Here is a 26,744-nt window from a genome sequence, read left to right on the forward strand (position 1 = left end):
TGTGGAGTTCGTCACTTCACCCGTTTTGTATTATCCGTATTCATCATTTTAGGCCGGCGCTTCATGACTAAAAGAGGCAGTCTGATGACGAAATCCTTCCAATCTTTCAAGTGGTAAGGCACTGCCGGACTTGCGTATGGGACACCAAAACTCTTCAGCTTTACAACATGGCTGCTTAGAAGCAGATAATACATAATGACACCAAATAATCCAAACACTGCGGCGCAAAACATTGCGCCAAACCGAAGCATCCGAAGTGCAATGCCTGTACTGTAATGCGGGATGGCAAATGAAGAAATTGCTGTAAGCGCAACGACAATGACCATAATTGGACTGACAATCCCTGCCTGCACAGCTGCTTCCCCGATGATTAATCCGCCAACTATGCCTATCGCAGGTCCGATCGGCTTAGGCAGACGAAGACCCGCCTCTCGTAAAATTTCAATTGCAATTTCCATAAATAATGCTTCAATGATAGATGGGAACGGAACACCCATACGCGTCCCGGAAATTGATATCGCCAATTTGGTCGGAATTAACCCCGGATGAAAAGAAATAAATGATATATATAAAGCCGGTGCAAATAACGTTATGATTGCCGCAATGAACCTTAGCAATCTGATAAGCGAGCTTGGGAACCATCGTTCATAATAATCTTCAGGCGATTGAAGCACCATGCTGAAAGTGACAGGAACAAGCAAGGCAAACGGCGTGCCGTCAAGCAGAATGGCTACTCTGCCTTCCATTAATCCACTTATCACGCGATCAGGCCGTTCTGTATTCTGCACTTGCGGAAAGGGGCTCAGATAGTTATCCTCAATTAGCTGTTCAACGTAGCCTGATTCCGGCAAATGATCGATCTCAATCCCTCTGACTCTTTTTTTAACTTCCTCGACCACTTTTGTATCTGCAATGTCATTCATATAAGCAATGATAAGATCTTTTTTGAGTCGTGTACCTACTTCAAATTTTTGCATTGTTAATTGATCATTTTTTCCTTGCTGTCTTAAAAGAGCTGTATTCGTGCTCAGCTTCTCTGTAAAGCCTGTACGCGGCCCTCTGACAAGCGCTTCTGAAAGCGGCTCCTCGATGCTTCGATTTTGTTTTTTGGCGGTGCCCAGAAGAAAGGCCCGCGGCATTCCCTCGATTAGAAGCGCAGTTGAACCCATGAAAACATTCATCACGATATCACTGATTTTCTCTGATTCTATAACATCACTGATTGATACGATTTGATTCTTTATATATTGCGGAGTAAGAACGTCTTTGCCAAATTGAGAAACTTCATCGCTTACCTGATGAGGTCGATTCACGACCAACGCAGAAAGTCCTTTATTCATCAAATCCTGATCAGACAGTCCATCGACAAAGACCAAAACCGCTTTCAGATATAAAGAAGTGATCTGAAGTTCCCGAATGTGAATGTCTCCGTTATGTCCGATCTTTTTTTTCACCTGCTCGATGTCGTATCCGAAGTTACCGGTTAACACATCGTGATCATCTTTTGTATGCTCTGATTCTTGATGCTGCTTTTGTGGTTTATAATGATTGCCCCGCCATCTCATGATTGCACCTTCTTATATATGAATCCAAGTAAACACTTTATAGATTGCATATGGAACGAGAAATACAACTAATGCCTGAAACCACACTGTCCAATCAGTAAGTATTGATATCATATTATCCATCTGTCATTTCCCTTCTCTCTAATAGGATTATTTTTCCCGTACATCTATTTTTTATGTTCATCATTTTCACAATAAAAAAAGCATGATGAACATCTTCATCATGCTTTAGAAATCAATATTAAGAAAGGTCAGAAGAAAGCCGCCAATCATACCGACGACAACATCCAAGGACTAGTCCAAAGGACAAGTATAGATGCAAAATGAGCCTGTTTGCAATTAAACTAAAACTCCAGTTTGAAGCTTTCTGTCTGATCTGAAACGTCAACAGGTATCCCCATTATCGTTTTCGGTTTGGAAGCGTAAACAAATCGCATTTCCTCCTTTAATTGCTGAAACGTTTTTTCACTGACTACAATTCTAGCCGGTTTTCCTGGACTGTTATCAATGGCTGCTTTGATTTTTCCGAGCATCAAAAATCCTCCCGTTTTTAGATTTTAAACCAGAGCTATAACCATAATAAAATTGATTACAGCTAAAACTCCTGAAAAACATGCTATACCTTTGCTCTTTCTCCAAAAAAAGAGAACATTTGCTAGTAAAACATAACCGATGAATGCATCAAATCCGCCCAAAACAATTTGGCTGAACAGGATGCCCGGTTCAAAAAGAACCAGTGCCGCTGCACAAACACTCATGATTAAAAAGACGAAAATATACACTTTCCATTCTCTCACTGTATGTTCTTTCTCACACACGCAGAAACACCCTTTCACAGATAAAACTGGATGACTGGTACAAATGATTATCAACAGACTGCAGCATAATAATACAAGCTATGGACATGATCTCATTATGTATTATATGATTTAACGGAAAAAATATCTTTTATTAAGAGGTAAACAAAATGAATCAAAATCACGAAAATACATTACCGGATATTACGAAACATATTACCCTGGAAGCGCCTATTCAGAAAGTTTGGGAGACAGTCTCCACTTCAGAAGGAATGTCCAAGTGGTTTATGCCTAATGACTTTCAGCTGAAGGAAGGACAAGAATTCCACTTACAATCACCGTTTGGACCCTCCCCTTGTAAAGTTTTACATTTTCATGCTCCGACTGAGCTTTCTTTTACATGGGACACGGATGGATGGGTCGTTACATTTCATTTAGAGGACTTGGGGAACAAGACAGCGCTTACACTGATTCACAGCGGGTGGAAGAAGCCAAATGAAGTGATCGGCAAGGCAAACGAGAAAAGCTCCGTCATTCGAGACAAAATGGATGGAGGCTGGACAGGAATTGTTAACGAGCGGCTTCGGAAGGCTGTCGAAGAATAAAAAAGAGAGAGGTGTCTCTCTCTTTAATCATAAAACGTAACGGTTTTTGATTTGCCAGAGTAATCAGTAACAAAGAACTCCGCCCTATTATTGCTTCCATCTACAAATTTTCCGATACTGCTAAAGGTATGACATTCTCCGGGTGAAAAATAGTTTGACCCTACATAATCATCAGGATTATCACCGGCATCATCTTCATATAGGTGCAGCGAGACCGAAAAAGGAGTGCTTCCAGAAAGGCAGACTCTAAAATCTCCCCCGCTCGAGTATACCGTCGGACTTGAATAAGTATATGTGTAAGTCCCCAGCTTATCCCACTCCCCAGCTCCAGCAGTCCCCGCTTTTTCAGCTTGTGCCGTTAATGGAAAAACCGCAGCGAATCCTAAAACAGACAGGAATCCAATTACCTTAGTGAATCTCATCATCCAGATCTCCCCTCTACTCGATCATAGCCAATTCACAGTACTATACGTCATTTCTTTGAGTCTGACATGCCACCCGGTATGAAGCCAAGGATGGCCCTCTATGTCCCTTCCGTCCAGGTCACCTCCCCGCTTCTTTTGTAGATGGCATTGGACATTATATTCCGCCGCAGATATTTTAAGAATTATTCATCTTCCCCGCTCTCGGTTTTTAAAATGTCCAAAATAACATATTTCCATTTGAACCGCCATCTTTTATAATTTGTGTAGAAGGTTGAACTTCAATCAGGAGGAAAAGAATATGGAATTAAGCTTCACAAAAATACTCGTTATTTTATTTGTAGGCTTTTTAGTATTTGGACCTGATAAGCTGCCGGCACTTGGCCGCGCTGCTGGAAAAGCCTTATCAGAATTTAAACAAGCAACCAGCGGACTCACTCAGGATGTAAGAAAAAGTGAATCAGAAAACAAAGAAGACAAACAAATATAAGATAAATGATTTGGCCGATGATGATCGGCTTTTTATTTTGATTTATTTTTATATCATCGTCTCTTTTTTCTATGATTTGGACAGCCCTTTTTTTCCTCCTATGATTTAATTGCTCAAGCGATACAATCTATTCGCCATATAATAAAGCGTATTAACAATAAAGGAGGAGTATATATGGGTTACTACAAAAAATATAAAGAAGAGTATTATACGGTCAAAAAAACGTATTATAAGAAGTATTATGAATATGATAAAAAATACTATGACCACCATGATAAAAAAGATTACGACTGTGATTATGGCAAAAAATATTATGACCATGATAAAAAATATTATGATCACGACAAAAAAGACTATGATTATGTTGTAGAGTATAAGAAGCATAAAAACCATTACTAAACTCCATTAACATCTCCTCGTTTTCACTTTTTTCCCCGGCTAAATGCCGGGTTTTTTTTGTTTGGCCACCGGTTGTATCCATCGCTTCCTATCTTTTTTCACCTTAATGACTGAATCTAAATTAACAATGAATATTTAGTACATAGTTTAATTAGTTTATTTAACTATATTTGATCCCTCTTCCAGGCATTGCAGCTGGAATGAAACTTTTGTAAACTCTTTGATGGTGATACATAAAAGGAGAGATTCTTTGTCTAATAACTTAGTATTTTATCTTATTTTACTTTGTCTTTTTATATCAATTGTCATGAAAAGCTTTGACATGATAAGCACCATTGCCAATGTGAGCTGCTTTGTTTTCGTTTTGCTATACGTTAGAGATGAAATGAAAACATATACCCGTAAAGCGTTTGCGATCCTAAGTATTTGTTTGCTTTTTCTAGTCGGTGCCTGTACTTTTATTATTTTAAAAGGACGACCTTTCATTAATGATCACCCCTTCTTTGCCGGCTGGGAAACGATAGCGGTCATTCTTTTGATTCTCGTTTCTATAAGCATTTGTGTTTTTATTTTGAGGAAGATGTCAAATTATCTCAAACGGGTGTAAGCAGGTTAGAATGCTAAAAAAGTTTACAATTGAAGGAGCAGTTTCTCTTAGTTAAATATTTGTCGTTTTATATACATAAAATGAGTTCCAAAATAAGGTATAATGAATAACGAAACCACTAAAAAGGGGGAATTGTGTTGAAAAAAGTAATTATTGCAGGTGCAGTAGGAACTGCAGTTCTTTTCGGAACACTTTCATCGGGTATTCCCGGCTTGCCAGCAGCAGACACTCAAGTCGCAAAAGCAGCCTCCCAGCTGCCTAAGGGCATCGGGGGCCGCGCCTACCTGAACAGCGCTGGCTCAGTTTTTACAGCAAAAATCAAACTTCCTGATACTGTGAAAAATGACGACTCAGTCTCTACTCCTTATATTTATTCAGGATTTAGCGCAAAAAACGGAACTGAGGCGGATATCGGCCTTCAGTACAGCAAACAGTACAACGTCTGGAAACCCCTCATGAAGGTCGGATCCAAAAATGATGAAACGTACATCGAAGGAAAAGACAAATTCACATACAATAAAGGCTTCCGTCCAGGAAGTACAGTCCAAATGACAATCTATAAAAATTTGAACGGCAATACACGCATGACCCTTTGGGGAACAAACAATGACGGTTATACCGGACGGATTATCATGGAAATTCAGGGAACCAGCATAGGAACGATCTCGAAATGGAAAACACTTGCTACCGCAGCTGTTTCGTACGAAAGTCAGCGTAATGCCATCAAAGCAACTTTTTCAACGGCCTTTAACAATATTACAATCGACAATAAAGCCGTCACACCTGTGGTAGATACACAAGATTTCGCAAAGGTTGCTGTTTCAGGAAACAACGTGACGATTTCTGTTAATAAATAAACAAAGCAGCAAAAAGCCGCCGGCGTCGCTGGCGGTTTTCTTAGGACAAATACACAAAAAGAATCGCTTGCTGTTCATAGCTTGGATGATATTAAAAATAATGATAAACTTCTTCGATACATCATCTGCTGCTCATACCGTCACCCTTCCAATAAATAATAAAGAGGCAGCATTAAATTGCTACCTCAAATGAAAGCTTGTCCCCATGTTTATAGTTGATTAACTTGAAATCATCAATGGTAAAGTCATAAAAATCTTTGACTTCGGGATTGATCCATATTTCAGGTGCTTCAAACTGTTCTCTTTCCATTTGGATTTTCAAATTGTCGATATGACGTGTGTACACATGGCAATCCCCAATGTTAAAGATATATTCACCAAGTTCATAGCCAGTGACTTGAGCAATCATGCGCTGCAACACATTATACTGGAATACATTGAATGGATTTCCCAACGCCATGTCATTGCTCCGCGCTCTTACCTCCAGATGGAGTTTCCCTTGTTTAACGTACCATTGGGTCTCGTATACACATGGTGTTAAGGCCATTGAGTCTAATTCATCAGGATTCCAAAGCATTGTAATGTGTCTCCGTGAAGATGGGTTGTTCTTCAATTGATGCAGAAGATAATCAACCTGATCTACCTTTTCTCCATTTAGATTTCTGTTTTTCTTGCCCAGCTGGAATCCATATGCATGTCCAATGGTGCCATCTTCTTGTTTCCATTGATCCCAGATATGTACACCCATATTGTTTAAATCATTAACATTGTTCGATTTCAGCTGCCAAATCCAGAGCAGCTCTTTAATCGCTGTTTTCCAGGCAACTTTTTTTGTCGTTAAAATCGGAACTTCTGAGTTGTCGAATCTCATTTGCTTGCTGATGATGCTTAGTGTGTGAGCCGGTGTTCCATCTGAGTCCCACTTGGTTCTCACATCAAATTCTTCGTCTGAGATTCCATTATTCATGATATCCTTTATAATTGAGTTGTATTGTTTATCAAATTGAGTCATGACTGTTCATATCCTTCTTTCATTTTCAGTTGCTTGCCATTCAAGACAAGAACAATAATAACGCATCACGTGCAGATAAAAAAGAGATGCTTATTCCAATCACTGTATGTGTAAAGAGGAGTTAGCCCCCTCTTTACATCTGTATTTCCCCATAACATAACCTGTCACACAGCTCATAGTTACCGCCGGTTTGATACATACACCGTTGATAACATCGTTGAGGATCATATGACATGATTTGATATTGAGGCACATAAAAAGTCAAATCGGAAGGTGTTTGTGTGTACCAAATTGGATATTGTCTAAACACGTTAAATCCTCCAATTGCTCCCTATGGTTTAATGCATTGTATTTCTCTCAATATGAATTGTCATTTGTCCAAGTAAAATTAGGCCTTTTTAATACATATCCTCTTTCATTTCATCAATAACACTTTTTATTGATCATTCCTTCGTTTTGCTGATGTTGAGGTCATATCTTTCAATCCTTCAAGGCAGCATCAGAAATTACATGATCAAGCTCATGAATCTTAACCAAGAAGTTCAAATCCCTCTATCATTTAAGAAGTCCCTCTTAACGTATCCTGATTTTTTTGAATCCTTTCTCTTACCTTTCTCTTACTCTTATTTTAATTAGTGTACCATCCTGGTTTTTCAGATTTAAACAGCCTCTTTTTACTATTATTATTTCATTAGACCATACCATATCATTTAAACTTCATATATTAATTTCGATTAAAACTAAAAGGAGGACTTTAATTGGGTTATTATAAAAAGTATAAAGAAGAGTATTACACTTGGAAGAAAACGTATTACAAAAAGTATTATGATCATGATAAAAAATATCATGACTGCGACAAAAAGTATCATGACCATGATAAAAAGCATTATGATTGCGACAAAAAGTATTATGATCATGATAAAAAACATTATGATTACGACAAAAAGCATTATAATCATGATAAAAAGTATTACGATGACCACGATTATCATTATGAAAAAAAATATCATGATGATGATGATCACTATTATGATTTTGTCGAATCCTATAAAAAACATCACTAAATCTCATAACCATCTATTACGTTCCCCGGTGAGACCTGCCGGGGCTTTTTTATATGAAGACATGACATTAACCTTGGCTTCATGAAGACAGCCAAGGTTTTTAATTATTATTTACTTCGTTCCCGTAGAACCGTGCCCGCCTCTATCTTCATTTCCTAATCGCTCAACTTCAATTAATTCAACGGCCGGCATTTTCTTCATAATTCTGAACTGGCAGATCCGATCCCCCTTTTTAATCTCTGTATTACGCAATGCATAAGCAGGAAAGAACCAAAAATCATTGTCTCCCTTGTATGACTCATCAATAACACCCATTGAGTTTGTTTGAATAACGCCAAAATTCTTATACGTACTTGAACGGGGAACAACATGTGCTTCATAGCCCTCAGGCAGCTCCATTGCTACACCTAATGGAACAAGTTTAAATTCATCTTTTTTGATTGTTACATTTTCAGCAGCTCGAAGATCAATCCAATCTCCTTGTTCAATTTTGCTGATTCTTGTTTGTGTTTCATCCAGATATTTGATTTTAATTTGCATTGTCATATGTATTACTCCCTTTAATATTATTAATTGTCATATTGGTAAGGCCGGTTCTTGAGTCATTTTCATAGTAACAACCTGAACCTCTACAATGTGGTTCTGTAAAGCATTGAAGTAAATCCTTTCAATGACATTTTCGTCTTTGCAGTATATCGAAACATAGCTGCTGTCTGCCAGCAATAGGACAAGTTCGCAATCACTGTCAACAATCTCTGCATATGTCTTGATTTGATTAACCGTTTTACCAAACGGAAATGCTTGCAGTTCAACGAAAATAGTATAGTACTGATTTGTTTTTAATTAATTTGCAAAGTCAGTCCCTTCAACAATTGCGCAGTCATTAAAGAACGCTTCAGCATCTAGCTCTCTATCTACAACATAATCAGATTCTCCACTCGTTTGCCGCTATTTTAAACGGCTGCAGTATTCCCGGAATTTGAAAACGAACGCCCCTTTTCATGTCACCCCTCTCTAACATTATACTCAATTGTTATTTCAGTGTAACATGCAATCAATTATCGTTTGATACACTCTTCGTTCTTATGCCTCACTTATTTTTATTTTTGTTATTCTTTTAATTTAAAATGATTCACATATTAACTGTCCTGCTTGTTTTTCCGGTTGATACGCTGATACGTACTATCTCTATATTCTAGGTCGTCGTTCAATTTATCCTCTCTTTTGCGCCTCATATATCACATATTTTCTTGACGTAAAGATAACCTTCAAACCTCGATGATTAACCCCTTCTCGTATATCATGGCTTTGCCGTTGAATGATTTCAGTTAAAGTTGAATAAAAATAAGATTGAACGCATCCAGCAATTAACATTTACATTTAGATTGATTGAGGCTACATACATTTGTACTACACCATAAGAAAGAAGGAATCGTTGATGACAAAACTTTGCCGAGAAGTTTGGATCGAAGTCAACCTTGATGCCATTAAAAAAAATTTGCGGTCAATACGCCGGCATATTCCAAAAAAGAGCAAAATTATGGCTGTCGTAAAAGCCAACGGTTATGGTCATGGATCTGTAGAAGTGGCACGACATGCACTGGAACATGGGGCGAGTGAGCTCGCTGTTGCGAGCGTGGAGGAGGGAATCGTTTTACGAAAAGCGGGGATTACAGCACCTATTCTTGTGCTTGGTTTTACATCCCTAAGCTGTGTGAAAAAGTCAGCAGCTTGGAATATAGAGTTATCAGCATTTCAGGTTGATTGGATTAAAGAAGCTAACGAAATATTGGAAAATGAAGCAAGTACTAACCGACTGGGTATACATATTAATGTAGATACAGGTATGGGCCGATTAGGTGTGCGTACAAAAGAAGAACTTTTAGCAGTAGTGAAAGCATTAACAGCAAGTCAATTCCTAAGATGGTCAGGTATTTTTACACATTTCTCAACAGCTGATGAACCAGACACCGCACTAACCGAGCTGCAGCACGAGCAATTTGTCAGTTTTCTCAGCTTTTTAAAGAATCAAGGCATTGAGCTGCCCACTGTGCATATGAGCAACACAGCTGCCGCTATCGCTTTCCCTGAATTTAGTGCTGATATGATTCGTTTAGGTATAGGCTTATATGGTTTATATCCTTCAGCATATATAAAAGAACTTAACCTCGTTAGGCTAAAACCTGCATTAAGTTTAAAGGCGCGTATCGCTTATGTAAAAACCATGAAGACAGAACCCCGAACCATTAGCTATGGTGCTACATATATCGCCGAACCCGATGAAGTAATCGCTACGATCCCGATCGGATATGCTGACGGTTATTCTCGCGCACTTTCCAATCGCGGATTCGTTCTTCATCGCGGAAGACGAGTGCCGGTGGCAGGAAGAGTGACCATGGATATGATAATGGTTAGTTTAGGAGAGAACGGTAAAGGTAAGCAAGGAGAAGAAGTCGTGATTTACGGTCAGCAAAAGGGAGCTGAGATTTCCGTTGATGAAGTTGCTGAAATGCTTAATACGATTAACTATGAAGTGGTGTCTACATTAAGCCGCCGCATCCCTCGTTTTTATATAAGAGATGGCGAAATTTTTAAGGTATCAACTCCTGTATTATACGTGTAGATTTGAACTGGATTTCCTTTTCAGCATCCTAACATCCCTCTTTTATGCAGAGGGATGTTATCTTTGTTTAAAACAGAGAGGCTTAATAATGAACTGATTCTATGATCAATCATTATACCTCAGCAACCGATTTTTCAGGGGTATTTTGATGATGGCGAGATCGGAAATGCTCTTCCAGTTCTTCAAGTGTCCGTCCTTTTGTTTCCGGCATGAATTTATACACAAATCCGATTGCCAATATACCTAAAGCCACGAATATAAAGAATGTAAAAGATAAACCTACAGAGCTAAGCAATATCGGAAATGCAAAGCCGATCATAAAGTTTAATATCCAAAGGAAAAAAACACTTATCCCAGAACCAAGCCCTCTTAATCTTTGAGGGAATATTTCCGCTATGACCAGCCAAGTCACAGGCCCTACACATCCCTGCATAAAGGCAAGAAATAAAACGGTCAAAGAAAGTACAGTATAAGGGAGTGCTGCGGATCCATCAAGCACTATTGAGAATATTGCAATGAATAAAAGTGCTGTCGTTGTTCCCGCCAAACCAATCAATAATATTGGGCGCCTTCTTACTTTTCCGACCAGCCAAATCCCAAATATAACGGCAATGACTGATATCAATCCATTCCCAATATTAGCGATTAAAGCTGCTTTTGTGCCAAAACCGGATTCTTTAAGGATTTGAGTGCCATAATACATAATTGAGTTAACACCTGTAATTTGATTCACTATGGCAACACCAATTCCAATCAGTAACAGACGGCGCAGCCATGGTGTCGAAAAATCCTTAAGTGATGCTTTTTCCAATTCCGTATCTTTTTCTACCGCAGCTTGAATGTCTCTACATTCAGTTTCTGCACGTTTCTCTTCTCTAATTTGTTTAAGAACACGCAGCGCCTCACTTTTTTTGCCTTTGGAGATTAGCCATCTCGGGCTTTCCGGAACCTTGAGCATACTGGCAAATAACAGTATAGCCGGTACGGCACAAATGACAAGCATGTATCTCCATACATGTCCGGTATTTGCCATTGTAACACCAAGTATCGCATTAAAGACATATGCTAAAAATTGCCCGCCGACAATCATTAGCTCATTTTGAGTTACCATTCGGCCTCTCTTCTCATGCGGTGCCATTTCTGCCAAAAAGGCCGGTACCATAGCTGAAGCTCCCCCAACAGCCAGCCCGAGCAAAAAACGAAAGAGTGCCATTATTGAAACATTTGGTGCTAATGCTGTTCCAAGAGATGCCAGGAAGAATAAAAAAGAAAGGTTAAGGATCATTTTACGGCGGCCATAGCGGTCAGCTAATCTGCCGCATAACAATGCTCCAAACGCAGCACCTAATAAAAGAATACTTGTTACAAGCCCTTCTGTAACCGGTGTTAAATGAAGCTGATCTGGTCTTGCCATAAAAGGTAAAGCACCATTTATAACTCCAGTATCATATCCAAAGAGAAGTCCACCAAATGTTGCTGAAATCATTATTAATTTCAATCTACGATTTCGATGTTCATTCATATCCATTTCCCCTGCCTTTATTAAGAATACTTAATAAGTTGTTTCAGTGTGGATATTGGCAAAAAAACTAAAGTCATCTCTATCTTAGATTTACACCCTGAAAATTGTAATCGTTTACATTTCTAACCAAAAAGATAAACATAAGCTATCCATTGTTATGTTGTAGTAATATTTTTGTCACATTATTGTCATTTCTGATATTATCATAATTCTAAAAGCATTTTCAGTCAATATTATTTTCGGAATTCTTTGTTTTTGTAATATCATAGGTATGTTTTAGTCATTTTATTGTAAGGTTTACATTTCGGCTGTAAGCAATTTCAGTGTATTCATCTCCCTTCGCGATATGGACATTTTTCATTCACAAAAAATGTCCATATCGTATAATGATGATGTTCAATGAATCAAAAGGAGAGCATCATGAACTTACATTTTAAAAAGGGGTTCAATATGAAGAAAGTTTTAGCCAGTATGATCGCAGTTTAAGTATGACTATGGCAGCTTGCGGATCAAATCACGCAGAAAAAAGCCATTCAGATTCAAATGAGACAGCAAGCCGCTCAAGATACTCCATCTAATGAAAAGAAACAGCCAGAACAAAATTCTGGCACAATTCACTCAAAAGATCATAAGAAATTGGTCGATGTGACATTAGATAGAGCAGTTGATGGAGATACAATTAAGGTTAGTTACAACGGAAATGTAGACACAGTGCGCTACTTGCTCATAGACACACCTGAGACGAAGAAACCAAATTCATGTGTTCTACCGTATGGCGAAGATGCATCTAAGCGTAACAAGGAGTTGGTTAGCAGCGGTAAGCTGCAGCTGGAGTTTGATAAAGGTGACCGCAGAGATAAGTATGGAAGACTGTTAGCTTACGTTTATGTCGATGGCACGTCTGTTCAAGAGACATTATTGAAAGAAGGATTGGCCAGAGTAGCGTATGTATATGAGCTTAACACCAAATACATAGACCTATTTACGAAAGATGAACAAGAAGCAAAATCAGAAAAACTTTCAATTTGGAGTAGAAATGGTTATGTGACTGACAGAGGATTTAACGGCTGTGTGAAACCGGCAAACACTAAGGGTAAAAAATCATCAACGTATCAGAATACATCCCCAAAGAATTGAGGGAAACTTCCAATACAAATGAAATCTCTTCTGCCAGCGTCAACTCGATGTATCCTATATTTTTTCGGTTTTAGTAACTCCTAATAGATAGCGTTGATCGTACTTTTTTACATACGAATCTTGTAGAATGATATAAAACAGCTATTAGATCGTGTAGATAATCAAAAACACCCCGCCACGTTAATGTGAGGGGGGATTTTTTGTGTAAACATACTCCCAATTTCATATTAAATCAAGAGTTTGGACGGATGCCCAATCAGGATTTGAATCAAAATTTAAAAAAGGATTATTTACTTTCCCCTCCAATAGTCAGTACATTAGTCGTTACATTAGCACTGCCATTACTTTGATATCCCTCTACTGTAAGCGCGGTTTCATACATCTTACCCATTGGCATTCCTAAGCTTTCCCACTTCTTGAAGTGTTCGCTGACAGATACGGTTCCGCTCGTTCGTTTTGTCTGCCGGACACTCCAATACTGTTTAAAGGTTGCGTTACCTATAATGGAAGGTTGGTTGATTCGAGTGGTCTCGTAAATGTCGTATGTACCTCCATCAACAGTAAAAGTACCCTTTGGCGTTCCGGTTGGTCTATAAGTGCCCCAATTATCAACGATGTAATATTCTACGAGCGGGTCCTTTGTCCATCCATACACACACAGATAGGAATTTCCTCCCGGATTGAAGGTTGCGTTGTAATAAATTGATATGTTTCCAAGCTCTGAGTGAGTCTTGGTTGTATCGAATTTCTTGCCTTTTCGGAATAAAGCATTCCCAATGTTACTCCACTGAGCATTAAACGCGCCGCCGCTATTGATCGTCATACTGGCGGTTCCATAATCTTTCCACAATTCATAGTCATAGCCATCCTGGGAGCCAATTTGATTTGAGGTAATTGTAGTTGCCGCCTGTGCGGACCATGCGGGCAATGTTAGCGCTAAACTAAATAAAACGGCTAAGAAAAACTTCATTCTTTTTTGTTTCAACTGGCATTCCTCCTGTTTGTAGTTTGTAATTGGTCCTTACCGTACTGTCGTGATGTCATGAAAGGCCTTTGATGCCTCGTCGTTAATTGTTCTTTCGTTGATCTCCTGTCAAAAAAATAAATCCTAACAAGCACTTATCAATAGTTTTTTCGAAAGCTCTTCAAAGCTGAATTTAAATCCTTTGTGTGCGTGTAAATTTTTTTGTACAAATCAAATAGCGTTTTATATTTTTGAACATTTTCTTCCTTTGGATAATATGCAGCAGTCTCACGAATGAACTGCTCTGCACATTCTTCAAGGGATTCAAACCACCTGCTTCCAAAAGCAGCTAGCATAGCAGCCCCCATGGCTGGACCTTGCTCATTTTCTAACTTAATAACCCTTGCATTGAAAATATCAGCTTGCATTTGAAGCCACGTTTCATTTTTAGCTCCCCCACCAATAGAAACAACAGTATTGACTGATTTTCCCGCATCGCGGAATAGCTCAATTGATTCATGCAAAGAGAATGTGATGCCTTCCATTACTGCCCGCAAAAAATGCTCTCTTTTGTGGGCTCCATCCATTCCGATCAAGCTTCCCCGAATAGAAGAATCAGCATGCGGCGTTCTTTCACCAACCAAATAAGGAGTGTATAGCAATCCATTTGCTCCTATCGGAATAGATTCCACCCCATGCAATAATTGTTCAAACGATTCGTTTGGTGCAAACGTTCTCCTAAACCAGTCCAGGCTGTATCCTGCTGCCAGCGTGACTCCCATCGTATAAAAAGTGTCCTGTTTTCCATGATTGAAAAAGTGCACTTTCCCTTTAAAGTCTCTTTCTTTTTCTTCTTCGTGGGAAAGTATGACCCCTGACGTCCCAATACTGCATAGTGTTTTTCCGGAAGAAAGAATACCGGCTCCAATAGCACCGCAAGCATTATCTGCTCCCCCAGCGTACACTTTTGTTTTTTCCAATAGCCCTGTTTCGGCCGCAACGTTCGGTAGCAGCGATCCTACACAATCATGAGATTCAACAAGCGGAGGACAAATATCTGCAGGAATGCCAAATTGATCGCAAATCTCCTCGCTCCACTCCTTGCGGGTAATATGTAAAAGTAAAGTTCCTGCTGCATCGGAGTATTCAGTGTGAATAGCACCAGTCATACGGAATCTCACATAGTCTTTTGGGAGCAAAAAAACAGCCGTTTTTTTAAAAAGTTCAGGCTCATGTTCCTTCACCCATAACATTTTAGGTAATGTAAACCCTTCTAGAACACGGTTTTTTGTGATGTCAAGCAGATGGCCGCCAAATGTCTCGGTCATCCTGATACATTGAGGCGTCGTTCTGGTATCATTCCAAAGAATTGCATGGCGTAACACCTGCCGGTTTTGGTCAAGCAGCACTAACCCGTGCATTTGTCCTGAATAGCTTATCCCGTCAATATCCTTGGCTTGAACGTTGGATATAGAAACCAATTCAGCCAATGCATCAATTGTTTGCCGCACCCAGTCTTCAGGATTTTGCTCACTATATCCTGTCTTCTCTTGGATGAGCGGATAACTTTTGGATGTTTCTGCACAAACCTTGCCGTTTTGGTTAACTAAAATGGTTTTAACAGCACTGGTTCCAAGATCTATTCCAATGACATACTTCATTTTTTCACTCCTTACCCTCTAAATAAATCCCCAATTCCCGTCATAACAACAAAGGAAAGGAATCATGACGGGCAGTAGGGGAGACCTGGCTATCCTGCTATATTTTTTTATATAAGGATCTGGAGCATCCATTTCATCTGTTATACTTCTAAAATGTATTGATTCAATATAGCTTTTAATCGTTCCTGTCTTCCAGATTCGTTTTTAATTGAATCATTATGAAGCGCATATTGCTCAAGTGTCTTGAAATTGGCTCTTCCTTCTGTTATCTCAAGACCAATCCCTTCAGTAAAGCTGCGATAACGATGTTGAATCACATCTTCAAACACACGGTCTTCGATTAATTTGTGGGCGACTCTCAATCCTCTTGCAAATGCATCCATCCCTGCAATATGGGCATATACTAAATCATCTGTTTCAAAAGAAGATCTTCTGACCTTCGCATCGAAGTTTAATCCGCCGGTTCCTAGACCGCCATTTTGCAGGATTTCGTACATTGCTAATGTCGTAGAATATAAATCCGTCGGAAATTCATCTGTGTCCCAGCCTAAAAGGGGATCACCCTGATTCGCGTCAACAGAGCCCAGAAGGCCATGTACTCTTGCCATGCGTAATTCATGTTCAAATGTATGCCCGGCTAATGTGGCATGATTGGCTTCGAGATTTAATTTAAAATGATTGTCTAAGCCATATTGCTTCAAAAAGGCAATGGTTGTTGCTGCATCTGTATCATATTGATGAGTGGTCGGCTCTTTTGGTTTTGGTTCAATCAAAAACTGTCCTGTATAACCGATTTCCTTCGCATAATCTACTGCCATATGCAAAAACCTCGCCAAATTATCAAGCTCCAATTTCAAATCGGTATTTAACAATGTTTCGTATCCTTCACGGCCGCCCCAAAATACATAGTTCTCTGCGCCAAGCTCTTTTGCTGTTTCTAACCCTTTTTTTACTTGTGCTGCAGCATACGCAAACACATCTGCATTGCAAGAAGTCGCGGCACCATGGACGAAACGGGGATTCGTAAACATGTTTGCAGTATTCCATAATAGCTTAACGTTGCTCTTTCTCATGTATTCTTTAATCATGCCAACGATCATATCTAAATTCTGATTCGTCTCTTTTAACGTACTTCCTTCTGGTGCAATATCTCGGTCATGGAAAGCGAAAAATGGTACATCCAGTTTCTCAAACATCTCAAATGCTGCTTCTACTCTCACCCTCGCTAGATCCATGCCTTTATAATGATCCCATGGTCTTTGCATCGTAGCTGCTCCAAAAACGTCTGTGCCATCAGCGGTAAATGTATGCCAATAGGCAATAGAAAATCGCAAATGCTCTTTCATCGTTTTTCCGCCGATTACTTCTTGAGAATTATAATATTTAAATGCTAAAGGATTAGTGGAATCTTTCCCTTCGTAAACCACTTTGTTTGCGCTTCCAAAATAATTAACTGAACTAGAATGAGATTGAGCCATGTGATTTCCCCCTTAAAAATAAATTCAAAACATGAGCATACAAATACAGCAGCATTTCATTTCATATTGTAAGTAAGTTTTATATTAGTTTGTCGCCTAAACAAACTAACTTATTTTCATCTTATATAAACTCTTCAGTATTTTCAATATTTTTTTCGTTTTTTATGAGCACATTAGATATAATAAAGGTAAGATTAGCTATGTACAATGTTTGTAATAGAAAACAAAGATTTAACTTAATTTAAAGATCATACAAATGGAGTGGATTAAGTGGATAGCGCTGATCAAACCTTTGTCAAAAAAGTAAATCAAAAGTTATTATTAAAAGAAATACTTAAGAAGTCACCTATTTCAAGAGCAAAATTATCTGAAATGACTGGATTAAATAAATCAACTGTTTCATCACAGGTAAACACGTTAATGAAAGAAAATCTTGTATTTGAAATAGGTCAGGGACAATCAAGCGGCGGACGAAGACCTGTCATGCTTGTTTTTAATAAAAAAGCAGGATACTCCGTAGGAATAGATATTGGTGTGGACTATATTAATGGCATTTTAACAGACCTTGAAGGCACGATCATTCTTGATCAGCACCACCATTTGGAATGCAATTCTCCCGATATAACTAAAGACATTTTAATTGATATGATTCATCACTTTATTACGCATATGCCACAATCTCCGTACGGGCTTATAGGTATTGGCATATGCGTGCCTGGGCTTATTGATAAAAATCAAAAAATTGTTTTCACACCGAACTCCAACTGGAGAGATATTGACTTAAAATCATCCATTCAAGAGAAGTTCGATGTGCCTGTTTTTATTGAAAATGAGGCAAATGCTGGGGCATATGGAGAAAAAGTATTTGGTGCTGCAAAAAATTACGATAACATTATTTATGCAAGTGTCAGTACAGGGATAGGGATCGGTGTTATTATCAACAATGATTTATATAGGGGAGTAAGCGGATTCTCTGGGGAAATGGGACATATGACAATAGACTTTAATGGTCCTAAATGCAGCTGTGGAAACCGAGGCTGCTGGGAATTGTACGCTTCAGAGAAAGCTTTATTAAAATCTCTTCAGACGAAAGAGAAAAAAGTGTCCTATCAAGATATCATAGACCTCGCCCATCTGAATGATATTGAAACTTTAAATGCATTACAGAATTTTGGATTTTATTTAGGAATTGGCCTTACCAATATTCTAAATACTTTCAACCCTCAAGCCGTCATTTTAAGAAACAGCATAATTGAATCACACCCTATGGTTTTAAATTCAATTAGAAGTGAAGTATCATCCAGGGTTTATCCTCAATTAGGCAATAGCTATGAATTATTGCCATCTTCCTTAGGAAAGAATGCACCGGCATTAGGAATGTCCTCCATTGTGATTGAACATTTTCTAGATATGGTCACAATGTAATCAATTTAAAATGTAAACACCCCCTGTGTTCTAAGCTCATCTTTCGAGATGAGTTTTTTGTTTTGTTATATTAATGACGTTCTGAAGGAAACATTCCATTGGTCATCTTCTAAAATGAAAAAGGAGTTCTAAAATAGAAGCCTCCTTTTTCATGTGCACATTATTTTTCTTTATAGCGAAAATATTTAAAGTCGGCCGGAATATGATTACCACTGGTATCTTGACATTGCATCCCTACAAACGCCCCTGTGAAGAACCCTCCTCCACGGATGTAGTCATCAGATAATTTTTTCGAGTCCAATGCAATGTCAATTTTGTGCCAATCTTTTTTGTTAAAAGAATAGAAATAATAATACTTTTCTTTTTCAATATTTACTCGCAAATATACATACTTTGCTTCACGAGGAATAACAATTTTATTTTTTAATGGCTGTGAAAAAGAAAAGTTATCACATATTGTTAATTCAAGAATACGGCCAAGTTCTTCATCATGCGTAACTTGAAGAGCCGTCCAGTTCTCTGTATTGTAATAGTTCACCAATCCAGCGGCTTGTTGAAAATTCTCCGGATAAAACGCTACAGCAGTTTCTGCTTCAAAATAGAAACTTTGCCAACGTCTGGCTACAAATGCCTGAGTAAATGTCGAGGTTAATGATTCATGGCCGTATAATCGTAAATGATTTGGCACTTGAGTCAATGAACCTAATTCATTTGTAAACGGAATCCTTAAAGTTTGAAAGTTAATATTTAATGTTAAGTCCTCGAATTCATCAACTTCCGGGTACGTTGCTTCAAACGCTGTTTCGGGTATAGAAGGCGCTTCTACCTCCAAGCTCCCTTCTTTTCCGCCTGCTACATAAGGCCATTCATCTTTCCAATAAAGTTTTTGAATAGCTGTTTCTCTCCCCAAAGGACAATATCCTCTCTGCTGAAAAATTGAATCATCGTCCGGATGAATCGGGCGTCCCGTTAAATGAGCTAAATACCACTCACCAGTATGTGTTTGAACAATGGATGCATGCCCGCATTTTTGCAATGGATTTCCTGGATCATGCCATGATGTTAAGATTGGATTATCGGGATGAACTTCATATGGGCCTTCAATAGTTGTAGAACGGGCAATTGTAGCGGCATGTTCGAACCGTGTTCCTCCTTCTGCAGTTAATAAATAATAATAGTTCCCGATATGATAAAGGTGCGGAGCTTCTGTTAGCTTTCTATCCGTTCCTTTAAATATAACTTTCGGTTTGCCAATTAATTTTTGCTCCTTATCAGAATATTCCTGTATGACAATTCCTCCAAATGAGTGCCGATCAATCCGCTGATCCCATAACATATTTAATAAATATTTTTTTCCATCCGTATCATGGAATAAAGAAGCATCAAACCCTGAGCTATTTAATTTAATCGGCTCACTCCAATCACCATTAATCGTTTCACAAGTAACTAAATAATTGTGACAATCTTTCCAAGCGCCATCTACTACCTTAACGTCCGTATAGATCAGCCAAAACTTTCCGTCGCTATAACTTAAACATGGTGCCCAAACCCCACCTGAATCAGGGTTTCCTTTCATGTCTAATTGTGAAACTCTCTGTAATGGATGTGCAACTAAGTGCCAATTTACTAAATCTTTTGAATGGTGTATCTGAACTCCCGGAAACCACTCAAATGTAGATACAGCGATATAATAATCCTCTCCTACCCTACAAATACTTGGATCGGGATTGAAACCTTTAAGTACTGGATTGGTAATCTTCATTTGGGATTCCTCCTCAGTTATTTTTTTTAAGCCTTGAAATCATCAATATGATCCAAATAAACTTTGTCTCTATTCTCTAATTCTCGAACCATGTTTTTATATTTTTGCTCATCTAAGTTATAGAAATTAATATCAATTAAAGCTAGAGCCAGCAAGAACACGGGAATAATGGTTGTTGTAATTAAGATTCCCGTTAATGCCTCCGGAGTTTGTGCCTGATTTGCTACATATCCAAACTTATCTAGAACCAGCCCCGGGACAATCCCTCCCAAGGCCATGCCAAACTTAAAGAAAAATCCGATAATAGCATATATGAGCCCACCCATTCTTTTCCCAGTCCTGTACTCCCCATATTCTATTGTTTCAGGAATGAGCGCCCACATATATCCCCCGGCAGTGAGACTCCCAGCAGCAGCAATTAATCGAAAGAAAAGTATGAGGTATATATTACTTGGCGGAACAAACAGTAAAGCTAAGAGGCCGATCATATTCAGTAATAATGCGTAGTTTAGTAATTTCTTCTTCCCCAATAATTGATGAAGCCTTGGAATAAACGGCAGAATGACCAAAGCGGGCAAACTTCCTATCAAACCGTACCACTTCACCAAATCCTCTCTTTCTAAGTTATACGTTACGTAATAAATGCCCACCGAATTACTGATTGAATTCACTCCAAAAATAATAATAAAGAATATACTTAACACAACAAGTGGACGATTAACACGAAATTGCTCAAATATATCCGAAAATTTAATTTTCTCTTCAGATTTTTGAAGAGTGACACGCTCTTTTGTGCTTTTAAAACAAAAGATTAAAAGGCACCCGCCTATTATTCCCAAAATACCCATGGTTAGTTGCCACCCAAGAGATTCGTTGCCGGAAGTATCGCTTAAATAAGCAGCCAGTAAGGGAACAAAAAATGCAACGACAAGACCCCCTAGATTCGCAAATAACATACGCACAGATGTTATACTAACAACTTCTTGATTATTTCTGGTCATTGCAGAAGTTAACGCGCCATATGGAACGTTTATCGTTGTGTATGTAAGCGATAAGCCAACATAGGTCAAATAGGCGTATATTAATTTCCCGATATCCGAAAAATCCGGGGTTGTAAAACAGAGTATTGCCAGTATGACAAATGGAAATGCTCCGAATAAGAGATACGGTCTAAAGCGCCCAAACCTGCTATTCGTTCTGTCAACTATTGTTCCAATAAAAGGATCAGCGAGAGCATCGATTATTCTAACCACTAAAAACATAGTACCGGCTGTTGCTGCCGGTAAACCAAATATATCTGTATAGAAGAACAAAAGATAAGTAGACACTGTTGCATAAATTAAATTACATGCAAAATCTCCAGACGCATATCCAACTTTTTCAACCATGCTAACCTTCTTTACATTTTCACTGAGCATGATTTCTCCCCTTTTCAACCCTTTAATATGGAACAATGTGAAACGATATGAAAATTTCCTCAAACGCACAGAAAGAAAACGCTTTCAAAAAAGCGAGAAAGATTATAGTGGTTTACTTCCACAGAGTATTCCATCGTTTAAATGGTAATCAGCAAGCAGGAAATTCATCTTTTTTCGCCATACCTTATATGCCTAAAAAAATAAAGCCTCTCTTCCCCCCTTTCATCCATATTTGTTAGAGCTTAAATCTTATGGGCAATAAAAGTTCATTCCTTTAGTTTGTTGCTTAGACAAACTAACTTGACTTAATATTATAAAATCCTCTTGATTATTTCAATACGTTTTTTCAGAGAATTTCAACAAGGGTGAAATAAATATTGATTTTTGACTTCTTTCTATACACTCAGTGTGTCAATCTTTAGAGTAAGAATGATGTGGCTGATCAAGAAATTAATAACTGTGTAAAACATAAATTATCTTTTCAAATGTGTTTCTTTAAAAACTGATATATATAAAAATTAGGAATCCAGGCAAATTCTATGTTGTGTTTTTTCTTACGCTTGTTTTAAAATTGAACAAAAGAGAATACAGAAATTCATTCTGTATAAGTGTATTCAATATGCTAATTTTATTTACATCTTTATGATTCTTCTTTGTTCTTCTATAACCATCTCATAAAGACTCATTATAAACTTTAGATAATCATCAATAGTTAGCAAATGATATTTCGCTCCATCATCCTCAATAGTCTACAATGCAAATGGTTTTAAGTCTTCAAACATTCCCATTTTAATACGACTCCATTAAATTTATAGGGAAAGTTATAAACCTGATGGAGACTAGCCTACCTCCTGCAATGCCAAGGCCGTTCGCCTAGTAGAAATGACCTTTAACCATGACTAAGGCATATATTGGGATTTCAACTAAGAGACCGTCATCTCTTACTAACTCACAATTACAATGATTATTAATTTCTCAAGGAACGATCAGCAGCCCGTTAGCTCCTCCCTGATGAAAGAGGATCTGTTACCACACTGTTACGTTAGAACTTCCACTACTTTTATATCCCTCTGTCGCTAAGACTTGGTAAGACCAATTACTACCCAGGTTCATTCCATGACTCTTCCATGCGTTAACATGATTGCTGAAAGTGATTGTAGCGTTGCTTCCAGTTGGTCTCTTCGACTGACGAACACTCCAGTACTGTGTAAAAGTAGTGCTTGGGCCATCAATGGAAGGTGCGTTATAACGTGTAGTTGTATATATGTCATATGTACCCCCATCACTGTGTACAGTACCTTTATACGTTCCGGTAGGTCTATAAGTACCCCATGAATCCACTACATAATATTCTATGAGAGGTGATCTCGTCCAACCATATAGAGTCAAATATCCATTGCCATTTGGCGCCCAAACTCCAGCATTATAGTTTATTGTTCTAAATGGCGAACCTGTAGTCCAACCTTTACCAACAACGAAATTTCCGGTATTAGACCAATTAACACTGTAATTCCCGCCAGACCCATTGACAGCATTTACCATCCCGCCCCCATCAGTCCAATTTTGCCAGTAGTCTGTGCTAGCTGCAGAGGCGGTTGCCGAAAACAAGCTAATACTCATTAAAGCTGCCGTTAATCCAACTAAGAAATTCTTTTTAAACTTAAACATATGTTACCTCCTATCATATTTTTCTGACTTTGACATTTTGATCGTTCCCTTCAATATAATACCACGAATTTATGAGTTAACATTAAGAATATTTGTAACTTAATTACAAATACCCAAAAGATTATAATATTAGTGATTTTATTCCACCATTCTGATGGAGAAATATCCGTAATGAACCACCTTTGAACTATTTCAAAAAAAGGGAATATTAGACTGCGAGGTCGTTTTAGCTTCCCCAAGTGGCGCTCCTGACTTCGAGGGAACGTTTCATGTCCAAAAAATCAGCTCATAAGATTGTTTACTGTGTCTTTGTTGTTGTCTACAAAGACGGTCAGTCCATTGCCTCTAAGCGGCTCACTATGCGTAAGAAGTTTTGAATCACTTGAACTGGATGATCTTACTGTCCTTGTTATCGAAGGAATTCAAGGAAACGGACTAGTTTACTTTGCTTTGACCAAAGAAAAAAATTCAGAGTGTATCGTACCCAAGAAAGCTGACTCCCTTATGAAATTAATAAACACCGGCTACACCAAGAAGGATATAAAACCCCTTCTCGCCTATCCCGATGGAACTGCAGCTGGGTTGCCACATGCAGAACGAAGTAAGTTCCGCTTCACCAAATTAGCCAGAGCAGGCAGTTATATCACGAGCTCAGCGAGGGAAGTGGCGCTTCGGTAATGACTGTAGGGGAAATTGGACAATCAGCGGCATTGTCGACAACTCATCTGATTCGCGGAAAATGTTTATTAGACGCATAGTCTGAAATCTTTAGAAGGTGGCAACAGACGATTTGCCTCCCAATTCTAGGTATTTTTCGAACCCCCGCTTATTTTTTGGTCCAGGCCGCCTTCCGTAGCGACAAAGGAGTGACTGTTCACGAATATCTTTGTGCATCGTCGTTTAACGGATAAATTCAAGCCATAGCCGTTATGTCATCGGACCCGGCATGTCTAACCAATATAAACTTTCCTGCCCACAAGGTCAGGTTTTTCTTTAACCGCACAGGCATTCCAATCGTCAATAGAGATGAAGCTTTCCTCACTCACTTGCCGCTAAACATTAAAGTTTTTCACATACAATGCATGTAAATTCCGCTGCTCTTTTGCTGCAACCAAGCCCAGCTTTAAAGATGCACCAAGGTAGGGGTACGTTTCTGGACGCTCCGCCTCTTTTTCAACGCCATCCTGTTCATAAATGGCGATGAAATCATCATCTATATTGCGCTCTTTTCTTAGCACTTTTTTTAGCATCATAACTTCTGGGTTTACTAATGATTGCAAGCATCCATGTAATAATTAATGATTTTATCTATTGTCTGTTCAACGTTATGTGCGTGATCCGAGTATTCGCTTTTCAAATACCGGATAATTCGCTTTTATCCTCAAGATACAGATAGACTTTCTCATATTTTTCAATATAAAGGTCGTTCCATCCAGGAATAAACGAGAGTTCAGATTCTATCTTTTACTAGTACAATTTTTTAGAAGTTTGGAAAAGAATATAGAATACATAAAGGAGACTTTAGCTTTTAAAGAAAGGTTTACAGCAATTATGGAGTTAGATTCATAACTTCAAATTTTTTTGGTCATATTTTGGTCACAAGGACTAAAAATATTGTTCTCTTAATCTTTTGACCAAAATTCAAAAATCCCCTGACACCAATAGTGCCAAGGGATTGAGAGATTAATACTGAGACATATACTGTTCGCGCTCCCAAGGGTGAACTTGTGTGCGGAATATAGTCTAGGCAATATTTCAATGTCATAGTGCATGATAAACGTTGAATTAAAAAGGTTTTGTTATTTCTCTTCGAATAAGAAATCATCAAGTATACTATATTTGTGGGTGTTTGGTGGGTGTATTTGTGGGTGCCCACATCGATTTATTTTTAGATTTTTATTGTAATCTAAAGATATACATATAAAGGGAACAGAATCTATTTAAATAAAAAAGGAGAATTAGAAAAGATGTAGTATTTGTCATTATAGAGAGGAGTGATCAAGATGAAATTACAACGCGAGTTACCTGTAGGGACACACCATGACCCACCTGTAGGAATGGAATTAGGTCGTGAAATAAGAGTAGGAGCGTAAGTAAAAAGGCCTTTCGCATGTCGAAGGCCTTTTATTTATTGATGGACTCGGCAGCCGCACTCACAATGAAAATGGACATGTCTGTTACCGTACCAATCGCAGACATAATTAGTTGATTCTTTGTGGCAGGATGGGCAAGTGATAGCCGGTTTTTCTTCTGGCTCTCCTTCGTGCTGCTCGTATATCTCTATAACTTCATTTAGTAGGAAGGTAGTTCTTTCAAGTTCTTCAAGTAGCTCTTTTGGTAGCTCTTTCACACCTATCACCTCAAAAAGAAGATACCAGAACGTTCGTTCTCAAACAATTAAAAAACTCTCACTTCGAGATAAAGGGGATAAAAGTACCACGCGATTCCTAGAAAAGTAAAAAGCCCTGCTCATATGAGTGGGCTTCATTAATCATAAGGACGGTACTTCTTTCGGCCGGCTTCTAATTCTTTTTTCAAGGATAAAACATGATCTAGTAAGAACAATGCAACTGTCCCCACCTTTTTAACCGGTTTAAGCTTCTCGGAGGTTACAAGAGTGCTCAAGCGCTGCCGGGTGATTCCAAGCAGCTCCCCCGCTTCCGCTGCCGTCAAAACTTCTTCCTGGATAAACTTAATTTTTTCGCTTTCTTTCATGTCGGCTTTCTCTCCACATCATAATGAATCCTTTTAACAAGGTAACAACAACGGCTATCATCAATACAGTATGCGCAATCTTCCCTGACATACCCTCATCGGTCAAATCAATTGCGACGATCCCGGCAACCAATATGAGCAAAACGGCAAAGTCACCTGTGCTGTACTGCTTAAAATATTTTTTCATACTATCGTGGACGTGGGCTTTTACGGTATACTGTAATTCAATTTTGCAGTATACTGTATAGAGCAAGGGGATTTCTCCCCTTGTCTCACTAGTATCAGCGCTTTCTGCTTACCCGGCGGGAGCGCTTTTTCTTTTTCTTGCTATGTCTTTCGCTTTCCTTCTGCCATATGTCGTAAATGTGTTTTATGATGGTCACGATGCCAGCGATAGCAAGAATCCAGTTTCTTACCTCGTCCACTTCAGCACCTCCTTTCTATACTCTTATTATACTATACCTATTTCCCGTTGTAAACAGGTTACCGAAAAATATTTCTTTTTAAGTGAATTTTTTCTTGTAAAGTCATAATCCTTTTATATACAATTAGG

General features: G+C 38.5%; 25 protein-coding genes and 4 pseudogenes. 10 read left to right on the plus strand and 19 right to left on the minus strand.

Annotated elements, in window-relative coordinates; genetic code table 11:
* Window positions 1-11: 11 nt before the first annotated feature.
* The 3 genes from MOB98_RS05610 to MOB98_RS05620 all read right to left on the minus strand — a co-directional run bounded on the left by MOB98_RS05610 (window position 12) and on the right by MOB98_RS05620 (window position 2,383).
* Entirely contained in the window at window positions 12-1,568 is a 1,557-nt protein-coding gene (locus MOB98_RS05610) for a spore germination protein (protein WP_268362269.1), read from the minus strand.
* Between the two features lie 341 nt (window positions 1,569-1,909).
* Window positions 1,910-2,098 carry a hypothetical protein gene (locus MOB98_RS05615; RefSeq protein ID WP_268362249.1) on the minus strand — a complete coding sequence of 63 codons (189 nt, stop codon included), beginning with the start codon at window positions 2,096-2,098 and terminating at the stop codon, window positions 1,910-1,912.
* A 24-nt stretch (window positions 2,099-2,122) separates the two neighbouring features.
* Window positions 2,123-2,383 carry a hypothetical protein gene (locus tag MOB98_RS05620; protein WP_268362247.1) on the minus strand — a complete coding sequence of 87 codons (261 nt, stop codon included), beginning with the start codon at window positions 2,381-2,383 and terminating at the stop codon, window positions 2,123-2,125.
* A gap of 149 nt (window positions 2,384-2,532) precedes the next feature.
* On the opposite strand from MOB98_RS05620, the gene MOB98_RS05625 reads away from it, so the two are divergent.
* Window positions 2,533-2,967, plus strand: a complete 435-nt coding sequence (locus MOB98_RS05625) for an SRPBCC family protein (RefSeq protein WP_268362246.1) — start codon at window positions 2,533-2,535, stop codon at window positions 2,965-2,967.
* A gap of 23 nt (window positions 2,968-2,990) precedes the next feature.
* Here MOB98_RS05625 and MOB98_RS05630 read toward each other — a convergent pair whose 3' ends face one another.
* Complete coding sequence (locus tag MOB98_RS05630) at window positions 2,991-3,389, minus strand: hypothetical protein (RefSeq protein WP_268362267.1); 399 nt, start codon at window positions 3,387-3,389, stop codon at window positions 2,991-2,993.
* Window positions 3,390-3,690: 301 nt separating this feature from the next.
* Between MOB98_RS05630 and MOB98_RS05635 the strand changes: the two genes are divergently transcribed.
* The 4 genes from MOB98_RS05635 (at window position 3,691) to MOB98_RS05650 (ending at window position 5,742) form a co-directional block, all read left to right on the plus strand.
* Window positions 3,691-3,879 (plus strand): twin-arginine translocase TatA/TatE family subunit, encoded by a 189-nt coding sequence (locus MOB98_RS05635; RefSeq protein WP_268362244.1) that lies wholly within the window; start codon window positions 3,691-3,693, stop codon window positions 3,877-3,879.
* Window positions 3,880-4,053: 174 nt separating this feature from the next.
* Window positions 4,054-4,278 carry a spore coat protein C gene (locus tag MOB98_RS05640; protein ID WP_268362241.1) on the plus strand — a complete coding sequence of 75 codons (225 nt, stop codon included), beginning with the start codon at window positions 4,054-4,056 and terminating at the stop codon, window positions 4,276-4,278.
* Window positions 4,279-4,528: 250 nt separating this feature from the next.
* Window positions 4,529-4,885 carry a YoqO family protein gene (locus tag MOB98_RS05645; protein WP_268367288.1) on the plus strand — a complete coding sequence of 119 codons (357 nt, stop codon included), beginning with the start codon at window positions 4,529-4,531 and terminating at the stop codon, window positions 4,883-4,885.
* Between the two features lie 134 nt (window positions 4,886-5,019).
* Complete coding sequence (locus MOB98_RS05650) at window positions 5,020-5,742, plus strand: YrpD family protein (RefSeq protein ID WP_268367289.1); 723 nt, start codon at window positions 5,020-5,022, stop codon at window positions 5,740-5,742.
* A 172-nt stretch (window positions 5,743-5,914) separates the two neighbouring features.
* On the opposite strand, the gene MOB98_RS05655 is transcribed toward MOB98_RS05650, so the two are convergent.
* Window positions 5,915-6,754 (minus strand): thymidylate synthase, encoded by an 840-nt coding sequence (locus tag MOB98_RS05655; protein ID WP_268367291.1) that lies wholly within the window; start codon window positions 6,752-6,754, stop codon window positions 5,915-5,917.
* Between the two features lie 758 nt (window positions 6,755-7,512).
* Here MOB98_RS05655 and MOB98_RS05660 point away from each other — a divergent pair.
* On the plus strand, window positions 7,513-7,818 hold the full coding sequence (locus MOB98_RS05660) for a hypothetical protein (RefSeq protein ID WP_268361011.1): 306 nt from the start codon (window positions 7,513-7,515) through the stop codon (window positions 7,816-7,818).
* A 111-nt stretch (window positions 7,819-7,929) separates the two neighbouring features.
* On the opposite strand, the gene dutA is transcribed toward MOB98_RS05660, so the two are convergent.
* Both dutA and MOB98_RS20800 read right to left on the minus strand, forming a co-directional pair.
* On the minus strand, window positions 7,930-8,364 hold the full coding sequence (gene dutA / locus MOB98_RS05665; protein ID WP_268361012.1) for a dUTP diphosphatase DutA: 435 nt from the start codon (window positions 8,362-8,364) through the stop codon (window positions 7,930-7,932).
* Window positions 8,348-8,821, minus strand: a pseudogene (locus MOB98_RS20800) (DUF2691 family protein). The gene dutA and the pseudogene MOB98_RS20800 overlap by 17 nt, the downstream one beginning before the upstream one ends.
* Window positions 8,822-9,256: 435 nt before the next feature.
* On the opposite strand from MOB98_RS20800, the gene alr reads away from it, so the two are divergent.
* Entirely contained in the window at window positions 9,257-10,441 is a 1,185-nt protein-coding gene (gene alr, locus MOB98_RS05675; protein WP_268361013.1) for an alanine racemase, read from the plus strand.
* A gap of 112 nt (window positions 10,442-10,553) precedes the next feature.
* On the opposite strand, the gene MOB98_RS05680 is transcribed toward alr, so the two are convergent.
* Complete coding sequence (locus MOB98_RS05680) at window positions 10,554-11,969, minus strand: sugar porter family MFS transporter (RefSeq protein WP_268361015.1); 1,416 nt, start codon at window positions 11,967-11,969, stop codon at window positions 10,554-10,556.
* A gap of 444 nt (window positions 11,970-12,413) precedes the next feature.
* Between MOB98_RS05680 and MOB98_RS05685 the strand changes: the two are divergent.
* A pseudogene (locus MOB98_RS05685) lies at window positions 12,414-13,100 on the plus strand (thermonuclease family protein).
* A gap of 286 nt (window positions 13,101-13,386) precedes the next feature.
* Here the strand turns inward: MOB98_RS05685 and MOB98_RS05690 are convergent.
* The 3 genes from MOB98_RS05690 to xylA form a co-directional block, all read right to left on the minus strand.
* Entirely contained in the window at window positions 13,387-14,085 is a 699-nt protein-coding gene (locus tag MOB98_RS05690; protein WP_268361016.1) for a glycoside hydrolase family 11 protein, read from the minus strand.
* Window positions 14,086-14,222: 137 nt separating this feature from the next.
* On the minus strand, window positions 14,223-15,725 hold the full coding sequence (xylB, locus tag MOB98_RS05695) for a xylulokinase (protein WP_268361017.1): 1,503 nt from the start codon (window positions 15,723-15,725) through the stop codon (window positions 14,223-14,225).
* 140 nt (window positions 15,726-15,865) lie between these two features.
* The gene (xylA, locus tag MOB98_RS05700) at window positions 15,866-17,203 is read right to left on the minus strand and encodes a xylose isomerase (RefSeq protein WP_268361018.1); all 1,338 of its coding nucleotides are present in this window, start codon (window positions 17,201-17,203) and stop codon (window positions 15,866-15,868) included.
* Between the two features lie 270 nt (window positions 17,204-17,473).
* Between xylA and MOB98_RS05705 the strand changes: the two genes are divergently transcribed.
* Entirely contained in the window at window positions 17,474-18,628 is a 1,155-nt protein-coding gene (locus tag MOB98_RS05705) for an N-acetylglucosamine repressor (protein ID WP_268361019.1), read from the plus strand.
* A 160-nt stretch (window positions 18,629-18,788) separates the two neighbouring features.
* On the opposite strand, the gene xynB is transcribed toward MOB98_RS05705, so the two are convergent.
* The 4 genes and pseudogenes from xynB to xynA form a co-directional block, all read right to left on the minus strand.
* Window positions 18,789-20,390: a xylan 1,4-beta-xylosidase gene (gene xynB, locus MOB98_RS05710; protein WP_268367293.1), complete on the minus strand. Its 1,602-nt coding sequence runs from the start codon at window positions 20,388-20,390 to the stop codon at window positions 18,789-18,791.
* 26 nt (window positions 20,391-20,416) lie between these two features.
* Window positions 20,417-21,808: an MFS transporter gene (locus tag MOB98_RS05715; protein WP_268362595.1), complete on the minus strand. Its 1,392-nt coding sequence runs from the start codon at window positions 21,806-21,808 to the stop codon at window positions 20,417-20,419.
* Window positions 21,809-22,405: 597 nt separating this feature from the next.
* Window positions 22,406-22,587 (minus strand): annotated as a pseudogene (locus tag MOB98_RS20805) (hypothetical protein); the annotation flags it as partial.
* A gap of 247 nt (window positions 22,588-22,834) precedes the next feature.
* Entirely contained in the window at window positions 22,835-23,476 is a 642-nt protein-coding gene (xynA, locus tag MOB98_RS05720) for an endo-1,4-beta-xylanase XynA (RefSeq protein WP_268359428.1), read from the minus strand.
* 205 nt (window positions 23,477-23,681) lie between these two features.
* Between xynA and MOB98_RS05725 the strand changes: the two are divergent.
* Window positions 23,682-24,115 (plus strand): annotated as a pseudogene (locus MOB98_RS05725) (ATP-dependent DNA ligase); the annotation flags it as partial.
* A 413-nt stretch (window positions 24,116-24,528) separates the two neighbouring features.
* On the opposite strand, the gene MOB98_RS05730 reads toward MOB98_RS05725, so the two are convergent.
* From MOB98_RS05730 to MOB98_RS05745, 4 genes are all read right to left on the minus strand, one after another.
* Window positions 24,529-24,756 (minus strand): hypothetical protein, encoded by a 228-nt coding sequence (locus MOB98_RS05730; RefSeq protein WP_268359426.1) that lies wholly within the window; start codon window positions 24,754-24,756, stop codon window positions 24,529-24,531.
* 1,207 nt (window positions 24,757-25,963) lie between these two features.
* Window positions 25,964-26,191, minus strand: coding sequence for a DNA-binding protein (locus MOB98_RS05735; RefSeq protein WP_167559399.1), 228 nt, complete (start codon window positions 26,189-26,191; stop codon window positions 25,964-25,966).
* On the minus strand, window positions 26,169-26,444 hold the full coding sequence (locus MOB98_RS05740; RefSeq protein ID WP_167559287.1) for a hypothetical protein: 276 nt from the start codon (window positions 26,442-26,444) through the stop codon (window positions 26,169-26,171). Before MOB98_RS05740 ends, MOB98_RS05735 begins: the two co-directional genes overlap by 23 nt.
* 28 nt (window positions 26,445-26,472) lie before the next feature.
* Window positions 26,473-26,616 carry a hypothetical protein gene (locus MOB98_RS05745; protein WP_167559398.1) on the minus strand — a complete coding sequence of 48 codons (144 nt, stop codon included), beginning with the start codon at window positions 26,614-26,616 and terminating at the stop codon, window positions 26,473-26,475.
* Between the last annotated feature and the right edge of the window lie 128 nt (window positions 26,617-26,744).

The sequence above is a fragment of the Bacillus sp. N13C7 genome (assembly GCF_026790065.1).
Classification (GTDB): Bacteria; Bacillota; Bacilli; order Bacillales; family Bacillaceae; genus Bacillus.

What these genes read in the sequence shown, in the direction of transcription:
- MOB98_RS05615 (WP_268362249.1), bottom strand. Translation starts at nt 2,098, where the DNA reads ATGCTCGGAAAAATCAAAGCAGCCATTGATAACAGTCCAGGAAAACCG.
- MOB98_RS05625 (WP_268362246.1), top strand. Translation starts at nt 2,533, where the DNA reads ATGAATCAAAATCACGAAAATACATTACCGGATATTACGAAACATATT.
- MOB98_RS05630 (WP_268362267.1), bottom strand. Translation starts at nt 3,389, where the DNA reads ATGAGATTCACTAAGGTAATTGGATTCCTGTCTGTTTTAGGATTCGCT.
- MOB98_RS05635 (WP_268362244.1), top strand. Translation starts at nt 3,691, where the DNA reads ATGGAATTAAGCTTCACAAAAATACTCGTTATTTTATTTGTAGGCTTT.
- MOB98_RS05640 (WP_268362241.1), top strand. Translation starts at nt 4,054, where the DNA reads ATGGGTTACTACAAAAAATATAAAGAAGAGTATTATACGGTCAAAAAA.
- MOB98_RS05655 (WP_268367291.1), bottom strand. Translation starts at nt 6,754, where the DNA reads ATGACTCAATTTGATAAACAATACAACTCAATTATAAAGGATATCATG.
- dutA (WP_268361012.1), bottom strand. Translation starts at nt 8,364, where the DNA reads ATGACAATGCAAATTAAAATCAAATATCTGGATGAAACACAAACAAGA.
- alr (WP_268361013.1), top strand. Translation starts at nt 9,257, where the DNA reads ATGACAAAACTTTGCCGAGAAGTTTGGATCGAAGTCAACCTTGATGCC.
- MOB98_RS05680 (WP_268361015.1), bottom strand. Translation starts at nt 11,969, where the DNA reads ATGGATATGAATGAACATCGAAATCGTAGATTGAAATTAATAATGATT.
- xylB (WP_268361017.1), bottom strand. Translation starts at nt 15,725, where the DNA reads ATGAAGTATGTCATTGGAATAGATCTTGGAACCAGTGCTGTTAAAACC.
- xylA (WP_268361018.1), bottom strand. Translation starts at nt 17,203, where the DNA reads ATGGCTCAATCTCATTCTAGTTCAGTTAATTATTTTGGAAGCGCAAAC.
- xynB (WP_268367293.1), bottom strand. Translation starts at nt 20,390, where the DNA reads ATGAAGATTACCAATCCAGTACTTAAAGGTTTCAATCCCGATCCAAGT.
- MOB98_RS05715 (WP_268362595.1), bottom strand. Translation starts at nt 21,808, where the DNA reads ATGCTCAGTGAAAATGTAAAGAAGGTTAGCATGGTTGAAAAAGTTGGA.
- xynA (WP_268359428.1), bottom strand. Translation starts at nt 23,476, where the DNA reads ATGTTTAAGTTTAAAAAGAATTTCTTAGTTGGATTAACGGCAGCTTTA.
- MOB98_RS05735 (WP_167559399.1), bottom strand. Translation starts at nt 26,191, where the DNA reads ATGAAAGAAAGCGAAAAAATTAAGTTTATCCAGGAAGAAGTTTTGACG.